Raw genomic sequence first — 20,847 nt, forward strand, 5'->3', positions numbered from 1 at the left:
TTGGCTATATTAGCCCCAATAAAAAAGGCCGCTAAGCGGCCTTTTCGATTATTCACTAAATGGGTTGACGCGAATGATGGTCTCATTGCGATCTGGTCCAGTGGAAACGATATCAACCGGCGTTTCCAGCAGTTCCTCAATCCGTTTAATGTAATCCAGCGCCGCTTGAGGCAGCTGTTCCAGTGAAGTGGCACCAAAGGTGTTCTCACTCCAACCTGGCATGGTTTCGTAAATTGGTTTAACCAACTCGTAGCCTTCAGCCGCCAAAGGAGCCGCTTTAGTCGTGGTACCATCTGGCAGCTCATAAGCCACACAGATTTTCACTTCTTTCAGGCCATCTAACACGTCTAGCTTGGTCAAACAGAAGCCGCTAAGACTGTTGATTTGCACTGCGCGACGCATTGCCACAGCATCTAACCAACCTGGGCGACGTTTACGACCAGTAGTCGCACCAAACTCTTGGCCTTTCGTACCTAAGTGATCACCAATTTCATCCAACAGTTCAGTTGGGAACGGACCTGCACCTACGCGAGTGCTATAGGCTTTAATGATACCCATAACGTAATCGAGGTGGCGCGGACCGATACCACTACCTGTAGCGACGCCGCCAGCAGTAGTATTTGATGAAGTCACATATGGATAAGTACCGTGGTCGATGTCGAGCATGGTACCTTGAGCACCTTCGAACAGAATCGGTTCACCCGCTTTACGCGCGTTATCCAACATTTCTGTTACATCAACACACATGCCTTTCAGATAGTCAGCCAGTGCTAACGCATCTTCTAAGGTTTTCTGATAATCCACAGGTTCACACTTGTAGTACTCAGTCAGCGTGAAGTTGTGGTATTCCATCACTTCTTTCAGCTTTTCAGCGAACAGTGTTGGATTGAACAGATCACCTACACGAAGGCCACGACGAGAGATCTTGTCTTCATATGCTGGTCCAATACCACGGCCAGTCGTACCAATAGCTTTGTTACCACGCGCTTTTTCGCGGGCACTATCTAACGCACAGTGATATGGCAGGATAAGTGGACATGCTTCAGAGATCAGCAAACGTTCTTCAACGGGAACATTTTTCTCTTTCAGCATATTGATTTCATTCATCAACGCATCTGGTGCTAAAACAACACCGTTGGCAATAACGCATTTCACGTTATCACGCAGGATACCTGATGGAATCAAATGAAGGACGGTTTTCTCACCATCGATAACCAGTGTATGACCAGCGTTATGGCCACCTTGGTACCGAACGACGTATTTTGCCTGTTCTGTTAGAAGGTCGACAATCTTACCTTTTCCCTCGTCACCCCATTGTGTGCCGAGAACAACTACATTTTTGCCCATTGTTTGCTGCAAGGTTGCGGTTAAAAAAGAATTCTAACAGATTTGAACCTCAGGGGGTACGGTTTATGAAAAAATAATCAGAATAACTGCACCAACCAGTGCTAACCCAGCACCTAGCCACTGTAGCGTGGCTGCGGGTTGGCGTGACATTTCGGCTAAATATTGTTGCCACCTTTTTGGAAACAGTAATGGGCCAATGCCCTCAATAATCAGCACTAACCCCAGCGCTAGCAGTAGTGTGTGACCATTCATGTGCGTTTCCTTTATAGGTACATTCCATAAAAAAACCCGGCATATAGCCGGGCTTTTGCAATTCGCATTGTGCAAATTAACGTTTAGAGAATTGTGGTTTACGACGTGCTTTACGCAGACCCACTTTCTTACGTTCAACTTGACGAGCATCGCGGGTAACAAAACCAGCAGCGCGCAGAGAAGGACGCAGAGCTTCATCCAGCTCCATTAATGCACGAGTAATACCGTGACGGATTGCACCAGCTTGACCAGTGATACCACCACCTTTAACGGTCACGTAGATGTCCAGTTTTTCAGCCATTTCAACCAACTCAAGTGGTTGACGAACTACCATGCGAGCAGTTTCACGACCGAAATAAACGTCCAGTGGACGTTTGTTAACAACGATATTACCACTACCTGCTTTGGCAAATACGCGGGCAGTTGAAGTTTTGCGACGGCCAGTGCCGTAGTACTGAGTTGCAGCCATTTGCTTAATCCCGTTTAGATATCAAGAACTTGAGGTTGTTGTGCAGCGTGGTTGTGCTCTGCGCCAGCGTAAACTTTCAGTTTACGGAACATAGCGCGGCCCAGTGGGCCTTTTGGCAGCATACCTTTAACTGCTTTCTCGATGATCATCTCTGGTTTGTGCGCTTGCAGTTTTTCAAAGTTGATCTGCTTGATTCCACCTGGGAAGCCTGAATGCGAGTAGTATTGCTTACCAAAGGCTTTGTTACCTGTTACGGTTACTTTCTCAGCGTTAACAACGATGATGTAATCACCAGTGTCTACGTGAGGAGTGTATTCAGGCTTGTGTTTACCACGTAGACGCAATGCGATTTCAGTGGCGATACGGCCCAAAGTCTTACCTTCGGCATCAACAACATACCAGTCGCGAGCTACAGTTTCTGGCTTGGCAGTAAAAGTCTTCATTATTACAAAAACCCAAAGTTAAAATTTGTCACATGCTGAATCAACATGACTCAGCAATACACGCCTTCGATATACCCCTTCGAATATATTTTGGCATTTAATCCGCCCAACACGGACGGAGTAACGTGGGCAGGGCGTGGATTATAGACAAAGCTGAGTTAAAAATCACCTGCTTTTTTGAGCAAAATCATCAGAAATTAGCGAGATTATGGTGTCTCACTCGGCAGATGTTCCAGCGCCAAATATTCGCGCGATTGCATCTCCACCAAACGCGAGCGACAACGGCGAAATTCAAAGCTAAGTAAGCCTTCAGTATAGAGTTGTTCTAAGGCCACCGCCGATGAAATGATCAGCTTTACCCGGCGCTCATAAAACTCATCCACTAACGCGAGAAAACGGCGGGCAATGTCATCACCGGTCTGCTGTGCGCCCATCTGTTCTACCCCAGCCAACAACACGGTGTGATAAGCAGTGGCAATTTCCATGTAGTCAAGTTGACTACGAGGGCCATCGCAAACGGCGCGAAAATCTAACCACAGCACACCATTGGCCTGTTTTACCGTGCGAATATCGCGGCCATCAATATGTAGCGGGCTAGTGCTGATCTCGGCGCCGTTGGTGAGTTGTTCGAAATAACGTGCCAGATTGCATTGGGCGGTTTCATCGAGTGGATAGTGATAAATTTCCGCTTGTTCTAAGGTGCGTAAACGGTAATCGATGCCAGAATCAACGTTAAGGATTTGGCAGTTAGCATTAATTTGCGCAATCGCTGGCAGGAAACGCGCCCGCTGCAAACCGTTACGGTAGAGGTCATCGGGAATGATGTTCGAGGTCGCCACCAAGGCCACACCGTTTTCGAATAAGGCGGTAAATAAGGTGCCGAGCAACATGGCGTCGGTAATGTCTTGCACAAAAAACTCATCAAAGCAGATCACGCGATATTGCTTCGACATGCTTTTAGCAATCACTAGCAAAGGATCTTGCACGCCTTTGAGATCGTTAAGTTCGCGATGGATACGCAACATAAAGTGGTGAAAGTGCGCCCGCAGCTTTTGTTGCCCTGGTAACGCTTCGTAAAACAGATCCATCAAATAGGTTTTACCGCGCCCGACGCCGCCCCACAGATATAGACCTGTGACCTTTGTTGCGGAGGATTTAGCAAACCACGCTTTCCAGCCAGTGACTTGCGGTTGTTGTAGTTCATCAAACACGCGCTGTAATGCTTTAACCGCCTGCTCTTGGGCGGCGTCGTAACTAAAGTCTTCGCGGGTGAGATCTTGCTGATAACGTTGCCAAGGAGTTAATACTGCCACTTGAAATCTTCTCGTTAAGCCCTATTTGACATAGTGATGTAGTTCAAAATTTGACGTTGATGGTAGCACGCTCACCGCAGCACGCCTACTCGACTAGCGGATGACGACAGCACGCGATTGACGCCACCTGACAAAACGGCGCGTTGAATGTAACGAATTAATTAATCTTTGTTAATGGCAGAAACTTTTGTGAATTGTGCTCAGTCGGAGTTAGTAACAAAAAGCTCAAGCGAGCCTCCCCAAATTCGCTTAAGCATGACTGATGCAACATTCCGAATTCGGAGATTAGGAGCAAACCTCGATGAAGACTAAATTATCACTGATATCTGCAGCGCTGTTAGGTGCAAGTATGTTGATGACACCAGTTATCTCTCAAGCATCTATTCCACAATCAATCGATGGACAACAAGTGCCAAGTTTGGCCCCCATGCTGGAAAAAGTGACCCCAGCAGTCGTATCAGTGGCGGTATCAGGCAATAAAGTCTCGAAGCAACGCGTGCCTGATGTGTTCCGCTACTTCTTTGGCCCTAATGCCCCACAAGAACAAGTGCAAAAACGCCCGTTCCGCGGTTTGGGTTCAGGGGTGATTATTGATGCAGATAAAGGTTACATCGTCACCAACAACCACGTGATTGATGATGCCGATGAGATCAAAGTCGGTCTGCACGATGGTCGCGAAGTGACCGCCAAACTCATCGGTACCGATAAAGAATCGGATGTGGCGCTGCTGCAAATTGAAGCCGACAACCTGACCGCCATCAAAGCAGCCGACTCTGATGCCACGCGCGTGGGTGATTTTGCGGTCGCTATCGGTAACCCATTTGGCCTTGGGCAAACCGTAACATCAGGTATTGTCAGTGCGTTGGGCCGCAGCGGCCTCGGCATTGAGATGCTGGAAAACTTTATTCAAACCGACGCAGCAATCAACAGCGGTAACTCAGGCGGCGCGTTAGTGAACCTCAAAGGTGAACTGATTGGTATTAACACCGCCATTGTCGCTCCGGGCGGTGGTAACGTCGGTATCGGTTTTGCCATTCCGGCCAACATGGTGCACAGCCTCGTGCAACAGATTATCGACCACGGTGAAGTGCGCCGCGGCGTGCTTGGGGTGATGGGTCGTAACCTAGATAGCAATCTGGCCGAAGGCTTTGGCTTAAAATCACAACACGGTGGCTTCGTCAATGAGGTGGTTAAAGGCAGCCCAGCCGACAAAGCGGGGATCAAAGCCGGCGATATTATTGTCAGCATCAATGATAAGCCTGTGCGTACCTTCCAAGAACTGCGCGCCAAAATCGGCACCATGGGCGCGGGTACTGAAGTCGACCTTGGCATTATCCGCGACGGGGATGAAAAAACCATTGCGGTGAAACTGGGTGAAGCAACGGACGTCACTGACCAAGCGGCAGGTGAAATTCATCCAATGCTGGCGGGAGCGACCTTAGAAGATAAGAAGGAAGGCATTGAGATCACTGAAGTAGCAGATGGCTCACCAGCGTCTATGAGCGGTCTGCAAAAAGGTGATGTGATTGTCGGCATTAACCGCAGCCGTATCAAAACGCTGAAAGAGTTAAAAGAAGGCCTGAAAGAGCATGAAGGTGGCGTAGCGCTGAAGATCATGCGTGATAACAGCCTGCTGTATCTCGTGTTACGCGGTTAGTTTGAGGCTTACTGATAAAAGCGCTGCACAGCAGCGCTTTTTTATATGATAAATTGTGGTCACTGCGCTAACAAATCCGTGCTAAGCAATAGTCCACCTTATTAAAAACTGATACTCTAGCCTATCTTTCAAACAGTTAACTCAGCAGCTACCCAATGATTAAAGATACCCTGCTCTATCTCGGTAAAGCGATTGCCTTTGGCCTAGTCATGGCGGCTATCATTTTGGTGGCTAACCGTTTGATGGACGATGATCTCGCGCACTTTGGTAACCATACCACGTCAAAACGCATGTCATTCCACACTTCCGTGCGTGCCGCCGCGCCAGCAGTGGTCAACATTTATAATCTTGTCTCAGCACCCAATCGACCATTGAATCAGCCCAAATTACAGGGGCTAGGCTCTGGCGTTATCATGCGTAAAGAAGGTTATATCTTGACCAACTATCACGTGGTTCGCAAAGCGGATGAAATTGTCGTTGCACTGCAAGATGGACGCAAATTCACTGGGGTAGAAGTGGTTGGACTGGACCCTGATACCGATCTTGCCGTACTGAAAATCGAAGGTGAGAAGCTACCCACAGTCCATGTTGACCTAGAGTCTTCGCCCAATGTGGGCGACATCGTCCTCGCCATCGGCAATCCGTACAACATCGGTCAAACCATTACTCAAGGTATTATCAGTGCGACCGGCCGCAACGGGTTAAGTAGCAATGGCTATCTCGATTTTATTCAAACCGATGCGGCAATTAACGCCGGTAACTCAGGTGGTGCGTTGATCGATACCACCGGCAGCTTGATTGGTATCAATACCGCAGCATATCAATTAGGAAATGAAGGCGGAGGTCATGGCATCAACTTCGCTATTCCAATCCAATTAGCCTACACCATTATGGATAAGCTGATTAAAGATGGCCGCGTGATTCGTGGCGCACTGGGCGTGTCGGGTGAAGAACTGGATCCGTACATGGCGCAGATGCTTAATATCCCCAATCTACGAGCGGTGATAATTAACGCGATGGACCCACAAGGGGCTGCCGCAGCGGCGGGATTGCGTGTCGGTGATGTCATCGTCAAGTATCAAGGTGAAGCGGTCACTGGCAGTAATATGTTGCTCGACCGTATCGCCGAAACGGCACCTAATACTAAGGTCACGCTGCAAGTGGTGCGCAATGGCAAACTGCTCGATATGCCGGTCGTTATGGGGGAAAAGGCGGTTAATTACGGCACGAACAATTAGGGGCTGATGTTCACCTCAGCGAAACGCCTAATGAATGCAGTTCAATCAGCAAACCTTAGTCAACTACGTGGGATAAAACCGAGTTCAGTGAGCGTTTATCGCCATTGCCCAAATAACTAACACCGGCCATTAGCTTCTGTATACCCAATGAAAAACGCCGACAACCCAGTTGTCGGCGTTTGTTTAAATAGGTCAGTAATTAGTGGCTCACTGGCGCCGGTTCATCTTCGTCATCTTCATCGTCGATTTCATCGCCCATGAAGTACGTGCCCCAACCGTCGTAATCCACTTTGTGCTTAGCCGCCAATTCCATCAACTTTTCACAAGCGTTATCCAGCAGGGCAACATCGAGTACGTGGTTAGCGATGGCGTCAAAACAGAACAACAGCGAACCGTCGTCCATTTCGATTTCTTCGGCATCGTTCACTTCAAAACCGAGTTTGAAAGCATCCACGGCCGCTTTTTCTAACTTATCAAAATTGGTTGATGAGAAGTGATGTTCAATCGTGTACTCAGCATCAGGATCGGAGCCGTCCTGCAACAATGTTTCTACGATATCGCGGTTCTCATCCATCTGCTCTTTCAGTTGACGTTCAATAGACATCAGCATCTCCAATGTGGCTATAACGCCACGGATTATAATTGATCGTTACGCAACTCAGTAGCCAGACCGAGCTGTTGGTTTAATTCAGTAAATTTGGCGGCCATCTGTTGCTGTACATGCTGTGCCAAAGGCTTAGCATCTGCCGACGTTAGCCCTGCGGTATCGATAGCCGGCAGCACTTCGACAATCACCGTGCCATTATTCCAGCGGTTAAGTTTAATATCGCCTTGGCAGCTCGCCACTATTGGCACCACCGGCACCGCAGCGGAAATCGCCGTATGGAATGCACCGGCTTTAAACGGCAACATGCCGCGCCCACGGCTGCGAGTGCCTTCTGGAAAAATCCATACCGATAACTTTTCATCACGAATACGCTGCGCGATTTTATTCAAAGTGTCGACCGCAGTAGTGCGATTTTTGCGGTTAATCATGATGTTGCCAGACAACCAGTAGATTTGACCAAAGAGCGGGATCCACATCAGGCTACGTTTGCCAAGCGTTACCGTACCGGGGATCATCGCTTTCGAGTGAGTAAATAGGTCGTAGTTATTTTGATGGTTCGCCACAAAGATACACGGCTGCACCTGAGCACGCTCAGCATGGCGCACCTCAACCTTGAAGCCCAACAGCACACCGCACCAACTAAAGGGGCGTGAGAGCATAAACACATTGTTGCGATGTAATGGCCGCACCAAGCAGTAGACAATACTAAAAATGAACAGCACGGCGAGCATCAGCACCAACAATAGGCACCTCAACAACAGCAACATATTTCGCTCCTTATTCGCGGGGGCGACAGTATAACGATCAGGGCCAGTTTGCTCAATTGGCCGCCGCGAGGATTAAAACCGATTTAGCATTTGATTAAGCAACAGTTAAGCGTATATATCTAACTTAGCCAGCGACCAAATAACGTAGGAACTGCCCCATGTTCACCTTTATTCGCAAACATATTGGACTGATTATTGTTGCTGTTGTGCTGTTTGGCGGCGTGTTCGGCGGGATTTACTACGTGGAGCAATCACTGGCAAACCAAGAGCGCGTCATCAGCTAGCGATAACGCTGCCGCTCGGCACTGTCATCCACTTGGGGCGGTCGTTCAACCACTTGTAGCTGGTCCATCATATGCGACAGCAACAAGGTGATCACCCCAAGAATCGCCATCACCGTACAACCACCGCGCCATGCAGGTAACCACCAAGCTAAGCCCGCCATGGCCAACGCGGTATAAAAGCCCACTAATTTTAGTCTCAATAACCAAGCGGTGCGTCCCAACCACGCGCTACAGTGCGGACAACGGATCTGCGCAGTAAACCCCTGGCCCCGCTGTTCGGCAATTTGGTCTACCGCTATCCGCTTACTACAATGGCTACAAATCACGTTACTGGTTACTCATTCATCAAGTGGCGCGGCATTCTAACAACAGTATGGCGGTGGGTATAGCCTGCAGGCATTGAATCGTTAAAAACCGATGATTTCACCACGGGCGTTGATGTCGAGTTTCAAATAGCCGGGCGTGAGACCTAAACCCGGCATGGTCATGATATTGCCCGCGAAAGCGGTCACGAAGCCCGCGCCGGCATGCAATTGCAAGCGACTGATTGGCAATATAAATCCCGTTGGTGCACCTTTAAGTTTGGCATCATGACTAATCGACATCTGCGTTTTTGCCATACATAGCGGCAACTGCTCCCCGCCAAGGGCGATGATTTGTGTTAAGTCTCGCAGTGCTTGCGGCGAAAGTTCAACGCCTGCCGCACCATAGCCGCGCTCGGCCAGCACTTGCAAGTTATGCATTAATCCCTGTTCGGGCTGGTATAACGGTTTAAAGTGACGCGGCTTGGTGAGACAAGCTAGCACCTGCCCCGCTAACACGGTGGCACCTTTGGCACCTTGCGCAAAGGCTTCGCTGATTGCCACTGCATTGGCGCCAGAGGCGAGCACTTGTTGTTGCAACCAACGCAGTTCAGCGTCGGTATCTTCTGGAAAATGGTTAATCGCCACCACCACCGGTACGCCATATTGTTTCACGTTGGCAATGTGCCATTGCAGATTAACAAAACCCTGTTTGAGGGCGGCCAGATTGGGCTGTTTTATCTCTTCAGCATCAATGCCCGCATGGCTTTTCAAGGCTTTCAGCGTCACCACTAGCACGGCACAATCGGGGGCATTACCAGATGCACGCGTCTTAATATTGCAGAATTTTTCAAAGCCCATATCTGAGCCGAATCCGCCTTCAGTCACCACAATATCTGAGGTTCTTAACGCGATATCATCGGCAATAATCGACGAGTTACCGTGGGCAATATTGGCAAATGGGCCGGTGTGGATCAGGCATGGTGCGCCGTTGATGGTTTGCATCAAGGTCGGCTCAATCGCTTCGCGCAAAATCGCCGCCATCGCCCCTGCCACGCCAAGATCTTCGGCGGTGATCGGCTTCCCAGCGGTATTAAACGCTAACAACAAGCGGCCGATACGGGCACGCATATCCACTAAATTGCGGCTGAGGGCCAACACCGCCATTAGCTCAGAAGCGGCGGTAATATCAAATGAGCAATCGCGCTCCGGTCCGTTATTAGTGCCCATGCCCACATGAATGCTGCGCAAGGCGCGATCGTTGTGGTCCATCACCCGGTTCCACACAATACGCTCGGCGTCAATATTCAGCGCCGCCAAACCACTCTGGCGAGTGAACTCTTCGGCGCCAAGACGCTGTTCATGGTGTAACCGCGCATCAAGCGCCGCAGCCGCCAGATTATGTGCACTGCTGACGGCGTGGATATCGCCAGTGAGATGCAGGTTGAGTTCCTCCATCGGCACCACTTGTGAGTAACCGCCACCAGCAGCGCCGCCTTTGATACCAAACACCGGCCCCATACTGGGCTGACGCAAACAGGCGCACACCTTGTGCCCTAATCGGTGCAACGCTTGGGTTAAGCCGATACTGGTGACGGTTTTGCCTTCACCAAACGGCGTCGGCGTGACCGCAGTCACCACCACCAATTTGCCCTGTTTAGGACGATTAGCAGCGGCGTTAATGGCAATTTTGGCGCGAGTGTTACCGTAACAACGGTAGTGATGTGGCGATAGTCCCATCACTGCGGCAATCTGGCCGATGGGGATCAGTGATGTTTGGCGGGAGATTTCAATATCTGACAACATGTAGGGTATGCTCTTACGGCCGATGAGTCTTATAGCTTTAGATCGGCATCATAGGGGAAAATACCGCAACACTTAAGCGCCATATCTCCCCAACTTGTAAAAGCATTAGCTCGCTCAAAAAACTTGAGCGTCGACTTGCTTATTGCAATGAGTTACTGAGGTATTCAATCGTGCCAAACAGGTGTGGTCGGCGGCCTTTCTCATCACGTAATTCAAACGCGACACCGTTAGGCGTGTCTTGTGCGCCAAAGCTCACGGTGGCCGGCATAAACAACGGCAGTTTAAAGGCAACATCCACCGCAAACGGATATTGCAGTTGCGGCATTAGTTCAGCAACACAACGCGCTTTAGACCACATGCCGTGGATCAAAATGCGATCAAAACCAAAGCGCTTCGACAGCAATGGATGCAAGTGGATCAGGTTATAGTCGCCAGAGACTTTGGCGTACTTACGGCCTAAGTCATCACCTAAGTGCCAAAATGCCGCATCATCCCACGGCATATCACTGGCTTTCGGCGGACGCGCTCGGCCCGGTTTGCCGGTACGGTACAGATAAGTTGATACCGCACGCCATACGACTTCGTCGCCGACAAACACTTCAGCGAACACATCGAACTCTAAGCCCGCATCATTGTCGCGGCTGTCGCTAAGCGCACATTCCAAACGCACCTTCTCGTCGATGGTCACGGGACGCAAGCATTCAATACGGTTATTGAGATGAATAAGCCCCAATAGCGGAAATGTTACCGCCTCATGAGTGAACAGCGTGGCATGTAATCTGAACACCAGTACGTGCAGATAAGTTGGCGGTAACACATTGCCATCAAAAGAAAAACCACATACTTCAGCGTAATCGGCAACATTAGCACTGTGTAATGGGACTTCGGCGGTACTCACCTTTAATTGCGGCAGCGGCTGCTGATCCCAACCCGGTTTACGACCAAAGAAAATTTTGCGGTACAGTGAAAACAACGAGGGCATTGCCCGCAATTCCATACAGGATTCCATTTACCAATCACCACTGAAAAATAACAACAAAACTGCAGATTCAACGGCTTACAGTCGCTAACTGTGCGCCATTATCTCAATGAAATAATTAAGATTAGTGTGTTTAACGCTGAATTATGAGAAACTTCGAGCACTCATCACCCTAAGCTATTCCATCGTGCAGGACAAGAATTTCGATACACTGGTCGGCAAATTTGCCAACAACATTTATGGTACACCGAAAGGGGAAATTCGCGCAGCAGTAATGTGGCGTGACTTACAGGAAATGCTAGCAACAACCGAAAAACGGCCATTACGCATCCTCGATGCGGGCGGCGGTTTTGGTTATTTCAGCTTAAAACTTGCCCGACTGGGTCACCAAGTGGTTCTGTGTGATATCTCGCAAAAAATGTTGGCGGAAGCCAAGCGCCATATTGATGCCGAACCAGATGCGGTGGATATCAGCTTAGTGCATAGTCCCATTCAAGCATTATCATCTGAGGAGTTAGGTCAGTTCGACCTGATCTTATGCCATGCCGTGGCTGAGTGGTTGACTGATGCTCACAGCACGTTAACTAATTTGCTGACATTACTACGGCCTAACGGCCTGTTTTCACTGATGTTTTACAACGTCGATGCCATGCGGTTTCATGCGTTAATCTCTGGCAATTTCGATTTTGTCAACAATGGCTTAAAGGCACGCAAGAAGTCGCGTTTAAGCCCAGATCATCCATTGGAAATTGCCACCGTGCAGCAATGGTTTGATGAATGGCAACTCACCACCTTGGGCATGTCCGGCGTACGGGTGATCCACGATTATATGAATCGCCGCTTACCGGAAGACTTTAGTCCGGCACAGCTAGTTGAGATGGAACTGAAATATTCACGCCAGCAACCTTACTTATCACTGGCGCGCTATGTACATTTGATGGGCCGCAAGGCTAGGGGCTGTTGATCTTTAGTGTTTAATTTTTGTTCAAATTAAACGCGTTATGAACGAGGCGCGGCCTGCGACGCATAGTCAACTAAGCAAGCAGGGCGCAACAAAGTTCAGGACGCGTTTAAATGAACCCTTCGGGCAGCGACAGAGCGCAATTCATTCAGCGTTAGGTGCTGTTTGTGGAGAATAACTACACGGCACATCACCTGCCTTGCCTAAATCACGCTCTGTCTGCTGCAAAAACAACCAACAAAGATAAACAGCCCCTAATTAATCCGCAAGCTGGCAGTGCTGTTGCTGACAATCAGTACTGCTCGCTCCCGCTTGTTGCAGCAATTTAATCACGCTATGTTCACCCACCAGATGCCCAGCACCCACGGCAACAAACAGCGGTTTATCGGCCTGTTTAAGATAACGCAAAATACCATCCGCCATGACACGATTGCGATCCCACAGCACACGCTGCAGCATCTCCTCCCCACCCTGCTCACGCAGTTCGTCTTCGCTAATCTTCGCCAAAGCTGTGGCATCACCTTGCTGCCACGCAAGTATTAACGCGTCAATATCACTATCTGGCGCAGTAATGGCATCACGCACCATGGCCCACTGTACGCTGACCGGCAGCGATGCCAACATAGAAAACTGGCTTTCGGCGGTTTCCAACGCCAGCAGCGGCCGTTGCCCCAGCTGTTTCATCAGTTGTGTCTCAGTACCGTAGTCACTGCTATAACCGCGTTGATTTAACCGCATAACGCTGAGCTGCATCGCCTGTAACCATGGCGAAAGCGGAGCCAACTGTGAGCAGATCGGTATAGTGCGACAATAGTTGCTCAGCACCGTTTGAGTGTCGCTATCGATGGGTTGCGGTTGCATGCCATATTGCTGGATCAACTTTGGCATGTTGGGATCACGGAGATCGACCTCCAGCACCAGCGCTTCAGCGTGTTGATAGGCGGATTCAATCTGGGCAGGCAATGGATAATATTCCGCTTTGCCAACATGAAAAGAACCAAGCAACCAAGCGGTCTTGCCTTGATACTGTACTTGGTAAAATACCGGCGTGATCGGCTGTTTCGCCCACAATGGCTGACTGAAAAATAACACCAAGGCGCCGACGAACATCCAGCATCGTCTTGTTGTGCTCATATCGCTTCCTTATAATGCCCACACTTTGGAAAAATTGGAGCCTGTTATGCCATACGGCAATGTGATTACGCAACTCAAAACCAATCTGCAAACCGCCTATCGTCAAGCGGTGGATGCAGACGCTAAGCTCGATCAGTTGCAGCAGGCGGGCCACGGAAAGTTTTCTAAAATTTTCGGTGATGAACAGGGCTTTACCACAAAAAGCACCCGCTTTTTACCTTATGTGCAAGAACTCGCTGAAGCGGTGACGCAGTTGGAACAGCAAGCCGATAAAGCCTTGTTAGAATCGGTGGTTAAGCGCTTAGCGCTGCTGCTGAGTACGCTGGTACAGTTTAAGGAGCAAAGCCGTCAATAGCGGTATTCGCGCTAAATCTTGCCGCAATCGCAGTAACATTCAGGCAAAAAAAGAGGCAAATACCACAGTATCTGCCTCTTTTTTCAATCTATTCAGACTTAAGCTTTCGGTGCGACCGTATCGCGCAACCAACGCTTGAGCATATCTTTCTCAAAACGGAACGAGTCTTGGTCGTTCAGATAGCTACGATCCAAAAAGCCCGGATCGCGCAGGTTCTCAGAGCCCACCATAATCACATCTTCGCCATCTAACACACGGTAGCTAAAGGTAATGCGCGGTGGATAGATGCTTTTAACAATACGCAAATCACTCGCAGTAGCACCAAAAGTAGGACGTAAATCCCCCGCCAAGTCGACATCGGTGACCACCAGCTCCAGTTTCTCATTTTCTTTGAGTAACTTGCTGGCATCTTTTGCCAACGATTCTGTTAGCGTCTTAAACACACGCAGACGAAACTTCTCTGTACTTTCAGATGCAGAACGCACGTCGCGATATTTCTGCGGTGCTTGCCATTCAATCTTAACGTTACCAGACTCAGTCACCGGATCAGGTTGTGTAGACTCTGATTCTGGCGCTGCCACAGCACAGCCAGAAAGCAGGATGCTGGCTAGTATCAGTCCCAATCTCATATACGCCTCCATTTTAAAAAATGCATCGCTAATCAATATGTTTTACATGAAGACCAGCTTAAACCAACTCGGATTATCAATCTCTCCTTGGATAATCCTAATGGCAAACAGTTCCCAACCTGAGAGGCTTAAGTGTGTAAACCTACGCCAGTAACCTCTTGGTTAGCACCAGTATATGCATCGGCGAATGTTTATCGCAACGCTCCATTGCTCGAGTTGGCAACGTTTTTGTAGCCAAATTAAACGCATACGGCACTCAGCTCGGCCAGTGCCGCTTTGCTCACGGCGATAGCAATCAAGATGATGCACCGATGATGTGCACTTGGCTGACGCTCCCAGCAAGCAAGTGTCTAGATGCACCATTCCAGCCGCTCCGCCAGCACGGTGTGTGTCGCTTGATAACCCATTTTTATTAAATTGGCGACGTTCATGCGAATTTGTATTAATAAATTTGGTCGAATCGTACGCTTAGCTCTTTAAACCGAACGCAGCTTATGGCAAGTTAACAACGCCATAACAATAACATTCATCATAGCAAGAGAAATAGCACATGAATAAAGCTGAACTTATCGCCAGCATTGCAGAGAAGGCCGAACTAACCAAAACTGAAGCCAGCTCCGCGCTAAAGTCTATCGAATCAGCCATTACCGAAGCACTCAAGGATGGTAGTAAAGTCTCTATCGTTGGGTTTGGGTCATTCGAAACTGCCACACGCGCAGCCCGCACGGGGCGTAACCCTTCCACTGGGGCAGAGATCCAAATTCCTGCGGCAGTCATCCCAAAATTCAAGCCAGGTAAAGCGCTGAAAGACAGTGTTAATTAATCGATAGCCGCTGGCCAAAAGCAAACGCCTCTTTATGGGGCGTTTTTATTTTGCCCCACCCAATACCTGCACCATTTTTGAGCGTAACGCACAATTTATGTGCACGTTTATTTCTTGTTCACCGATTACAATTATTTAACTTTTTGTAAAACAAAGATTTTCAATCTTGGCACAGCTTTAGCTCTATAAATCCCGCAATCAACACAAGACGAAGCCGCTGAACCCAACATATTAGGGAACAGCTACATAGGGATAATTAGGGGATGAATATGAAACAAAAACTGCTTTCATTGGGAGTGCTTGCAGGTCTGATGTTAGTCGCGCCAATGAGCCAAGCTGAAGTCACGGGTAACATTGGTGGCACGTCCAACTATTTGTGGCGTGGTATCACACAAACTGACGACGCAGCAGCGATTCAAGGTGGTATCGACTACAGCCACGAATCTGGTTTCTATATTGGTACTTGGGCCTCAACGGTAGACTTTGGTGACGATACCAGTTACGAGATGGATTTCTACGGCGGCTATGCTAACTCCATCGGTGCAATTAACTATGATGTGGGTTACTTGTACTACGGCTACCCTGATTCGGAAGGTGATATCGACTTCGGTGAACTCTATCTGACCTTAAGCTATGAATGGTTAGAAGTGGGCGTTGCTAAGTTCATCAATGCAGGCGATGACGTGGTCGATGCGGGCATGGATGAAAAAGACTACTACTACTATCATGCCGCTGCGACGTTCCCTATTACCGATACCGTGAGTTTGGGCTTGTACTATGCCTACTCAACTGGCGACGTGGTGGAAAGCTGGTACGGCGAAGACAGTTATTCTGAATACAATATCTCAGTAACTAAGACCACCTCCATCGGCGATGTGTCATTCAAGTTGGCAAATACCGACCTTGACGGTGACGATGTGAAATTTGTGCTGGGCTACAGCTACGGCTTCACGTTCTAAGTCAGCAGTTTCACCCTACATAATCATAATAACGACGACATAATAACAATAACACTCGGTAATCCCTTCAGCATGGATAGCTTACTCTGGATACCGTTATCGCTCAGTCAATGTGCGCTAGCCCGCTCACCTATGGTGGCGGGCTTTGTTATTTCACGCTCAACGACGACGATTTTCCGACAACAGCGGCAAAATAAATTGCTGTTCAAACTGCGCGCCACTTATCGGCTGGCAATAGTGATAGCCCTGCAAAATGTCACAACCAATGCGGCGGCAAAAATCAGCATGTAACGATGCTTCCACGCCTTCGGCTACCGACGTCACGTTTAATCCCTTGGCAAAATTAATCAGTGCCGTCAATAAACGACGGCTGCGCTCATCATGTTCAATGGCAAACACAAAGCTTTTATCCATTTTGAGCACTTTGATGGGAAAGTCTTTAATATGTTGCAGCGATGAAAAGCCAGTGCCAAAGTCATCCAAGGCGATGGTCACGCCTAAGGACACCACCTGCTCCAGCGTTTGCGCCAGTAGGTCGGCGTTTTCGATCAACGCGTTCTCGGTTAACTCTAGTTCTAAGGCTGTTGCGGGCATGCCCGAATACGCTAACGCTTGCTGAATTTGTCCGAGCAACTTTTCTGGCATCTTTTGCGAGGGTGACATATTCACCGCCACACTCAGATCGGCGTCGGTTTTGCCCGCTAACATGGCGAGCCAACGTTGATTTTGCCGACAAGCTTCTTTTAATACCCATTCGGCTAGGTCATCCATCATGCCGATCTCTTCAGCAATCGGCAAAAAGACTTCGGGTGCCAACAAGCCATCTTCTGGATGCTGCCAACGAATCAAGGCTTCGGTACCGATGAGCTTGCCAGTATCAGCGGCAAATTTACCTTGATAAAACAAACAGAGTTGCTGTTGTTGTATGGCACTGCGCAGCCCAACCGCCATACGATGACGTTGTGACACCTCTTCCGCTAACTCACAACTATAAAGTTGCATACCGTTACGGCCGTTACGTTTGGCGGTATACATGGCGATATCAGCGCACTTAAGCAACTCAGTGGCAGAACTGGCTAGGTCGCCGTAAACAGCAATGCCGATACTGGCGCTGATGTTAAGCGCTTGACCATAAACGCGATAGGCGGGTTGCAACACCTGTAGCAACTCGCTCGACCACCTCGTTGCTTGTTGAATCACATTTTGACCCGTTAACACGGCAACAAATTCATCGCCGCCGATCCGCGCGACCAAGCCGTGCTCGGGCGCTAGCTGCCGTAATCGTTTAGCCACTTGTGCCAGCAGTTGATCGCCCGCTTGATGCCCCAGAGAATCGTTGATGACCTTAAAATCATCTAAATCCAGTAGCACCAATGCCAGCTCGTCTTTACGCGGTTGCGATGACAACTCACGTTGTAAAAACAGCTCAAAGCCGTAGCGATTGGAAAGTTTGGTGAGGGAATCGAGTTCTGCCAACGACTTAAGCTGTTGATGGCTTTGATGCAGCGCCTGCGTCATGTTGGCGCGCTGCTGTGCTTGGCGAATGGCACGGGTCAGTCGGCGACTATTCACTTCATCTTTTAGGAGGAAATCTTGTGCGCCCATCTCAATGCAGCGTTCCGCAATCGATTCGTCTTCGTAACGGGAAATCATCACCACAGCAGTATTGGCGCCCACGGTTTTATTGAGCTGTGATAGCAGTTCTAAACCGTCGGCATCCGGCAGACGGTAATCCAACAAAATGCCATCGAAACGCTGCTTGCCAGCGAGCGCTAAACCACTCACGGCATTGTTCGCTTCGAAAATATTTACCGATAACGATGATTTAGCTAATGCACGAAAAATGGCCGTTCTATCGATTTCATCGTCGTCGATCAAGAGTAAGTCCATCAGCACATCCTCTTACTGATATGGCAGCTCAACTACGCTGCAGTATTGCTGCAACATATCAAACAGGTTCACAAAGCCCTTACGCAAGCTGCTTTTAACTATGTACCCCGCCACATGGTGGCTATACGCGGCAAACTTGTCTTCATCGGCTGCAGAGGTGGTCAGCACAAATATCACCGCCATCGACAACTCGTCATCATCACGAATGTGCTCCAGTAGCTCGAGGCCATTCATCCGCGGCATATTGAGATCAAGCAAAATCAAGTAAGGCGTTTTGACACGTTTATTGTGCAGCATGTCCAACGCTTCTATCCCGTCACGCGCACGCACTAACGGATTGGTTAACCCAAGTTGCACCATGCTGCGTTTTACTGCCATGAAATCCACATCGTCATCATCAATTAAAAAAATTGTGATGTTGTCATACGCTTGTTGTGTCATGCGATGTCTTCCCTATCATTATTGGCCAAGTAAAGAAGAAACAGCAGCCTCGCTCTGAAGACTCCAACCAAATTTTTCCACCTAAACTTTCGACGCTCTTTTTCACCAGCGACAAGCCTATGCCGCTGCCTTCCACCTCATCCCGAGGCTTCAAAGTTTGAAACATATCAAACACTTTTTGCTGGAACCGTTTGGGAATACCAGGGCCGTCATCAGCCACATAAAACAGGTAATACGCGCCACGCAATTCACAGCCCACACGCAACAATCCGGCGGGCTTGTCATGATGTTTAATGGCATTGCTAAACAGATTGCGAAACACCATCTCCAACGGCACTTTAACGGTCACGAATGTTGGTAGCTCCGTCTCTAGTTGTAGCTTGAAATCGGGCTGAACGTTAACCAAAGCAAAAATATCGTGCACTAAAAAGCCACTATCGACCTCGACCGGCTCAGCGTTGTTACGGCCAATGCGGGAAAACTCTAATAACCCATCCAGCAAACTCATCATGCGTTGCACGCGGCTATGAATTAACCCGAGGTACTTTTGTACCGTTTCACTTTGATTGTCAGCCAGGTCTTCTCGCAACCATTCCGCTAGTTGTTCAATCCCACGCAACGGCGATTTCAAGTCATGCGACGCGATATAGGCAAAGCTATCGAGTTCTCGGTTAATGCGTTCTAGCTCCGCGGTGTAGCGCTCCCGTTCTTTTTCAATCAGCTTTCTCTCCGACACGTCATTGATGGTGGCAAGAATGGCCTGACCGTCACTAAAAATTATCGGTGTCAGCCCCACCTCAACCGCCACTAAACTGCCATCACTACACAATCCCTGTAGATCGGTACGCTGTGACATATTTTTTGCATCGGGATGGCGCATATAACCGGCCATGTGCTCTGCATGGCGTTGTCTTGCCTCAAGCGGCAGCAGCATTGATACCTTCTGCCCAAGCAATTCATCACGAGGGTACTTAAACAACTGCTCTGCGTGGGCATTGACTAACGTCATCACACCAAGGCGATCCACCATCACCAGCGCCGAGGGCGAAGCTTCAATCACTAAACGAAAGCGTTCCTCATTGGCCAACATCTGCTGGCTGAAACTGGCTTCACGAAAACGCCCTTTGGCATTCTGATACAGAAAATAAAACAGCAACCCTAAGAATAGGACACCAAACACCAGCAGCAACTTGTGTTGCATCGCCTCCGTATCACTAGAAAAGTTGGCGTTAGTTGTTAGCGACAGCGACCAAACATGGCCGCCAATCGTCAGCGGCAGCACCGTGGCATAGCGCGGGTTAGCGCTGTTGGCACCGCTCTGATACATCAGGCTGCTAGGGCGGATAAGTGCGCCGTCATACACTTTGAGATTCAGTTGGCTAAATTTGTCGCCAAGGATCCCTTCCATCAAATTATTCATGCGAAACGCCGCGTAGATCATGCCGCGCGGGTCATCTGTGGCATTACCTTGCGGGTCTTGCACAAACAGTGGCATGAACATTAAAAAGCCGGATTGCACATCGCGGGAGACTTCCTGCACTAAGGTAATTTTGCCTGAAACCGCCGCAGCCTTGGTCGCAATAGCGCGATCGATCGCGGCGCGGCGCACGGGTTCGGACGACATGTCGTAACCGAACGAACGTTGGTTACGCCAATCGAAAGGTTCCACATAAACCACCGCTTGATAGCTCTCTCGTGGCACAGTGGGATGGACTTTGTAGTCAGCAAATCCTTCAGCTTGTACAGCGGCTTCGTGGGCGGCGATCTGCTCAGGTTTGAGAATAATGCTAAACCCCATGCCCTGCATGCCAGGGTAGTACTCTTGCAAACGCGCATTGTTAATGTAGTCATGCCATTCTTGGCGCGACACCTGCTGCGACGACATAAATAAGCCAACCCCACCACGCAAGACTTGCTCATAAGTGCGCATACGGTCAGCAATTTCATCGCGGAGTAGTACAGATTGAAACTGAAAACGCTCTAAACCTCGCACGTTGACGTAGTAGTTCGCAATGTAACCACCGATCACGGTAAACAAGGTCGCAAACAGCATCAGCATCCACACCGATGATGGCAGTTTAAAAGACGACATAGCGTCATTGTTGCTCACTGGCTCCCTGTGCAGCGCTGACGGCATTTATTGTTCCCTGCAGGGTATTAGTATGAGGTTTAAGTGTGGTAGGTAGCTGAA

The 20,847-nt window shown here is 49.2% G+C and carries 22 protein-coding genes; 7 read left to right on the plus strand and 15 right to left on the minus strand.

From position 1 onward, the window contains the following. Positions 1-48: 48 nt before the first annotated feature. The 5 genes from L9G74_RS16810 to zapE form a co-directional block, all read right to left on the minus strand. Positions 49-1,347 (minus strand): adenylosuccinate synthase, encoded by a 1,299-nt coding sequence (locus tag L9G74_RS16810; protein WP_238897765.1) that lies wholly within the window; start codon positions 1,345-1,347, stop codon positions 49-51. Positions 1,348-1,410: 63 nt separating this feature from the next. Next, positions 1,411-1,599 (minus strand): DUF2065 domain-containing protein, encoded by a 189-nt coding sequence (locus tag L9G74_RS16815; RefSeq protein ID WP_238897768.1) that lies wholly within the window; start codon positions 1,597-1,599, stop codon positions 1,411-1,413. 76 nt (positions 1,600-1,675) lie between these two features. After that, positions 1,676-2,068, minus strand: coding sequence for a 30S ribosomal protein S9 (rpsI, locus tag L9G74_RS16820; protein WP_238897770.1), 393 nt, complete (start codon positions 2,066-2,068; stop codon positions 1,676-1,678). A gap of 14 nt (positions 2,069-2,082) precedes the next feature. Then, entirely contained in the window at positions 2,083-2,511 is a 429-nt protein-coding gene (gene rplM / locus L9G74_RS16825; RefSeq protein WP_238897772.1) for a 50S ribosomal protein L13, read from the minus strand. A 206-nt stretch (positions 2,512-2,717) separates the two neighbouring features. Beyond that, entirely contained in the window at positions 2,718-3,824 is a 1,107-nt protein-coding gene (gene zapE / locus L9G74_RS16830; RefSeq protein WP_238897780.1) for a cell division protein ZapE, read from the minus strand. Between the two features lie 301 nt (positions 3,825-4,125). On the opposite strand from zapE, the gene L9G74_RS16835 reads away from it, so the two are divergent. Together L9G74_RS16835 and degS are read left to right on the plus strand one after the other, a co-directional pair. Then, on the plus strand, positions 4,126-5,481 hold the full coding sequence (locus L9G74_RS16835) for a DegQ family serine endoprotease (protein WP_238897781.1): 1,356 nt from the start codon (positions 4,126-4,128) through the stop codon (positions 5,479-5,481). Between the two features lie 155 nt (positions 5,482-5,636). Beyond that, positions 5,637-6,719: an outer membrane-stress sensor serine endopeptidase DegS gene (gene degS, locus L9G74_RS16840; protein ID WP_238897783.1), complete on the plus strand. Its 1,083-nt coding sequence runs from the start codon at positions 5,637-5,639 to the stop codon at positions 6,717-6,719. Positions 6,720-6,918: 199 nt separating this feature from the next. Here degS and rraB read toward each other — a convergent pair whose 3' ends face one another. After that, the gene (rraB, locus tag L9G74_RS16845; protein WP_238897789.1) at positions 6,919-7,323 is read right to left on the minus strand and encodes a ribonuclease E inhibitor RraB; all 405 of its coding nucleotides are present in this window, start codon (positions 7,321-7,323) and stop codon (positions 6,919-6,921) included. 32 nt (positions 7,324-7,355) lie between these two features. Further along, positions 7,356-8,093, minus strand: coding sequence for a 1-acylglycerol-3-phosphate O-acyltransferase (locus L9G74_RS16850; protein WP_238897790.1), 738 nt, complete (start codon positions 8,091-8,093; stop codon positions 7,356-7,358). Between the two features lie 158 nt (positions 8,094-8,251). Here L9G74_RS16850 and L9G74_RS22345 point away from each other — a divergent pair, with 158 nt between their 5' ends. Then, on the plus strand, positions 8,252-8,377 hold the full coding sequence (locus L9G74_RS22345) for a hypothetical protein (RefSeq protein ID WP_275297487.1): 126 nt from the start codon (positions 8,252-8,254) through the stop codon (positions 8,375-8,377). Here the strand turns inward: L9G74_RS22345 and L9G74_RS16855 are convergent. The 3 genes from L9G74_RS16855 to L9G74_RS16865 form a co-directional block, all read right to left on the minus strand. Then, on the minus strand, positions 8,374-8,703 hold the full coding sequence (locus L9G74_RS16855; protein ID WP_238897791.1) for a hypothetical protein: 330 nt from the start codon (positions 8,701-8,703) through the stop codon (positions 8,374-8,376). The genes L9G74_RS22345 and L9G74_RS16855 overlap by 4 nt on opposite strands. Positions 8,704-8,784: 81 nt before the next feature. After that, positions 8,785-10,485: a formate--tetrahydrofolate ligase gene (locus tag L9G74_RS16860; protein ID WP_238897794.1), complete on the minus strand. Its 1,701-nt coding sequence runs from the start codon at positions 10,483-10,485 to the stop codon at positions 8,785-8,787. 139 nt (positions 10,486-10,624) lie between these two features. Continuing rightward, complete coding sequence (locus L9G74_RS16865; protein WP_438944583.1) at positions 10,625-11,467, minus strand: MaoC/PaaZ C-terminal domain-containing protein; 843 nt, start codon at positions 11,465-11,467, stop codon at positions 10,625-10,627. Positions 11,468-11,651: 184 nt separating this feature from the next. Here L9G74_RS16865 and L9G74_RS16870 point away from each other — a divergent pair, with 184 nt between their 5' ends. After that, entirely contained in the window at positions 11,652-12,428 is a 777-nt protein-coding gene (locus tag L9G74_RS16870; protein WP_238897799.1) for a methyltransferase domain-containing protein, read from the plus strand. A 255-nt stretch (positions 12,429-12,683) separates the two neighbouring features. Here L9G74_RS16870 and L9G74_RS16875 read toward each other — a convergent pair whose 3' ends face one another. After that, complete coding sequence (locus L9G74_RS16875) at positions 12,684-13,559, minus strand: TraB/GumN family protein (RefSeq protein ID WP_238897801.1); 876 nt, start codon at positions 13,557-13,559, stop codon at positions 12,684-12,686. A gap of 46 nt (positions 13,560-13,605) precedes the next feature. Between L9G74_RS16875 and L9G74_RS16880 the strand changes: the two genes are divergently transcribed. Beyond that, positions 13,606-13,914, plus strand: coding sequence for a prephenate dehydrogenase (locus L9G74_RS16880; protein WP_238897802.1), 309 nt, complete (start codon positions 13,606-13,608; stop codon positions 13,912-13,914). A gap of 98 nt (positions 13,915-14,012) precedes the next feature. Here the strand turns inward: L9G74_RS16880 and L9G74_RS16885 are convergent, their stop codons facing one another. Further along, complete coding sequence (locus L9G74_RS16885; protein WP_238897810.1) at positions 14,013-14,543, minus strand: DUF3016 domain-containing protein; 531 nt, start codon at positions 14,541-14,543, stop codon at positions 14,013-14,015. 550 nt (positions 14,544-15,093) lie between these two features. Here L9G74_RS16885 and L9G74_RS16890 point away from each other — a divergent pair. After that, on the plus strand, positions 15,094-15,366 hold the full coding sequence (locus L9G74_RS16890; RefSeq protein ID WP_238897811.1) for an HU family DNA-binding protein: 273 nt from the start codon (positions 15,094-15,096) through the stop codon (positions 15,364-15,366). A 269-nt stretch (positions 15,367-15,635) separates the two neighbouring features. Next, complete coding sequence (locus tag L9G74_RS16895) at positions 15,636-16,325, plus strand: TorF family putative porin (protein ID WP_238897816.1); 690 nt, start codon at positions 15,636-15,638, stop codon at positions 16,323-16,325. A 159-nt stretch (positions 16,326-16,484) separates the two neighbouring features. Here L9G74_RS16895 and L9G74_RS16900 read toward each other — a convergent pair whose 3' ends face one another. From L9G74_RS16900 to L9G74_RS16910, 3 genes are read right to left on the minus strand one after another with little or no spacing between them, the layout of a single operon-like run. Beyond that, complete coding sequence (locus tag L9G74_RS16900) at positions 16,485-18,215, minus strand: putative bifunctional diguanylate cyclase/phosphodiesterase (protein WP_238897817.1); 1,731 nt, start codon at positions 18,213-18,215, stop codon at positions 16,485-16,487. A gap of 12 nt (positions 18,216-18,227) precedes the next feature. After that, on the minus strand, positions 18,228-18,656 hold the full coding sequence (locus tag L9G74_RS16905; protein ID WP_238897819.1) for a response regulator: 429 nt from the start codon (positions 18,654-18,656) through the stop codon (positions 18,228-18,230). After that, entirely contained in the window at positions 18,637-20,793 is a 2,157-nt protein-coding gene (locus tag L9G74_RS16910) for a CHASE domain-containing protein (RefSeq protein WP_238897820.1), read from the minus strand. The genes L9G74_RS16905 and L9G74_RS16910 overlap by 20 nt, the downstream gene beginning before the upstream one ends. Positions 20,794-20,847: the final 54 nt, after the last annotated feature.

The sequence above is a fragment of the Shewanella electrica genome (assembly GCF_022321485.1).
GTDB lineage: Bacteria > Pseudomonadota > Gammaproteobacteria > Enterobacterales > Shewanellaceae > Shewanella > Shewanella electrica.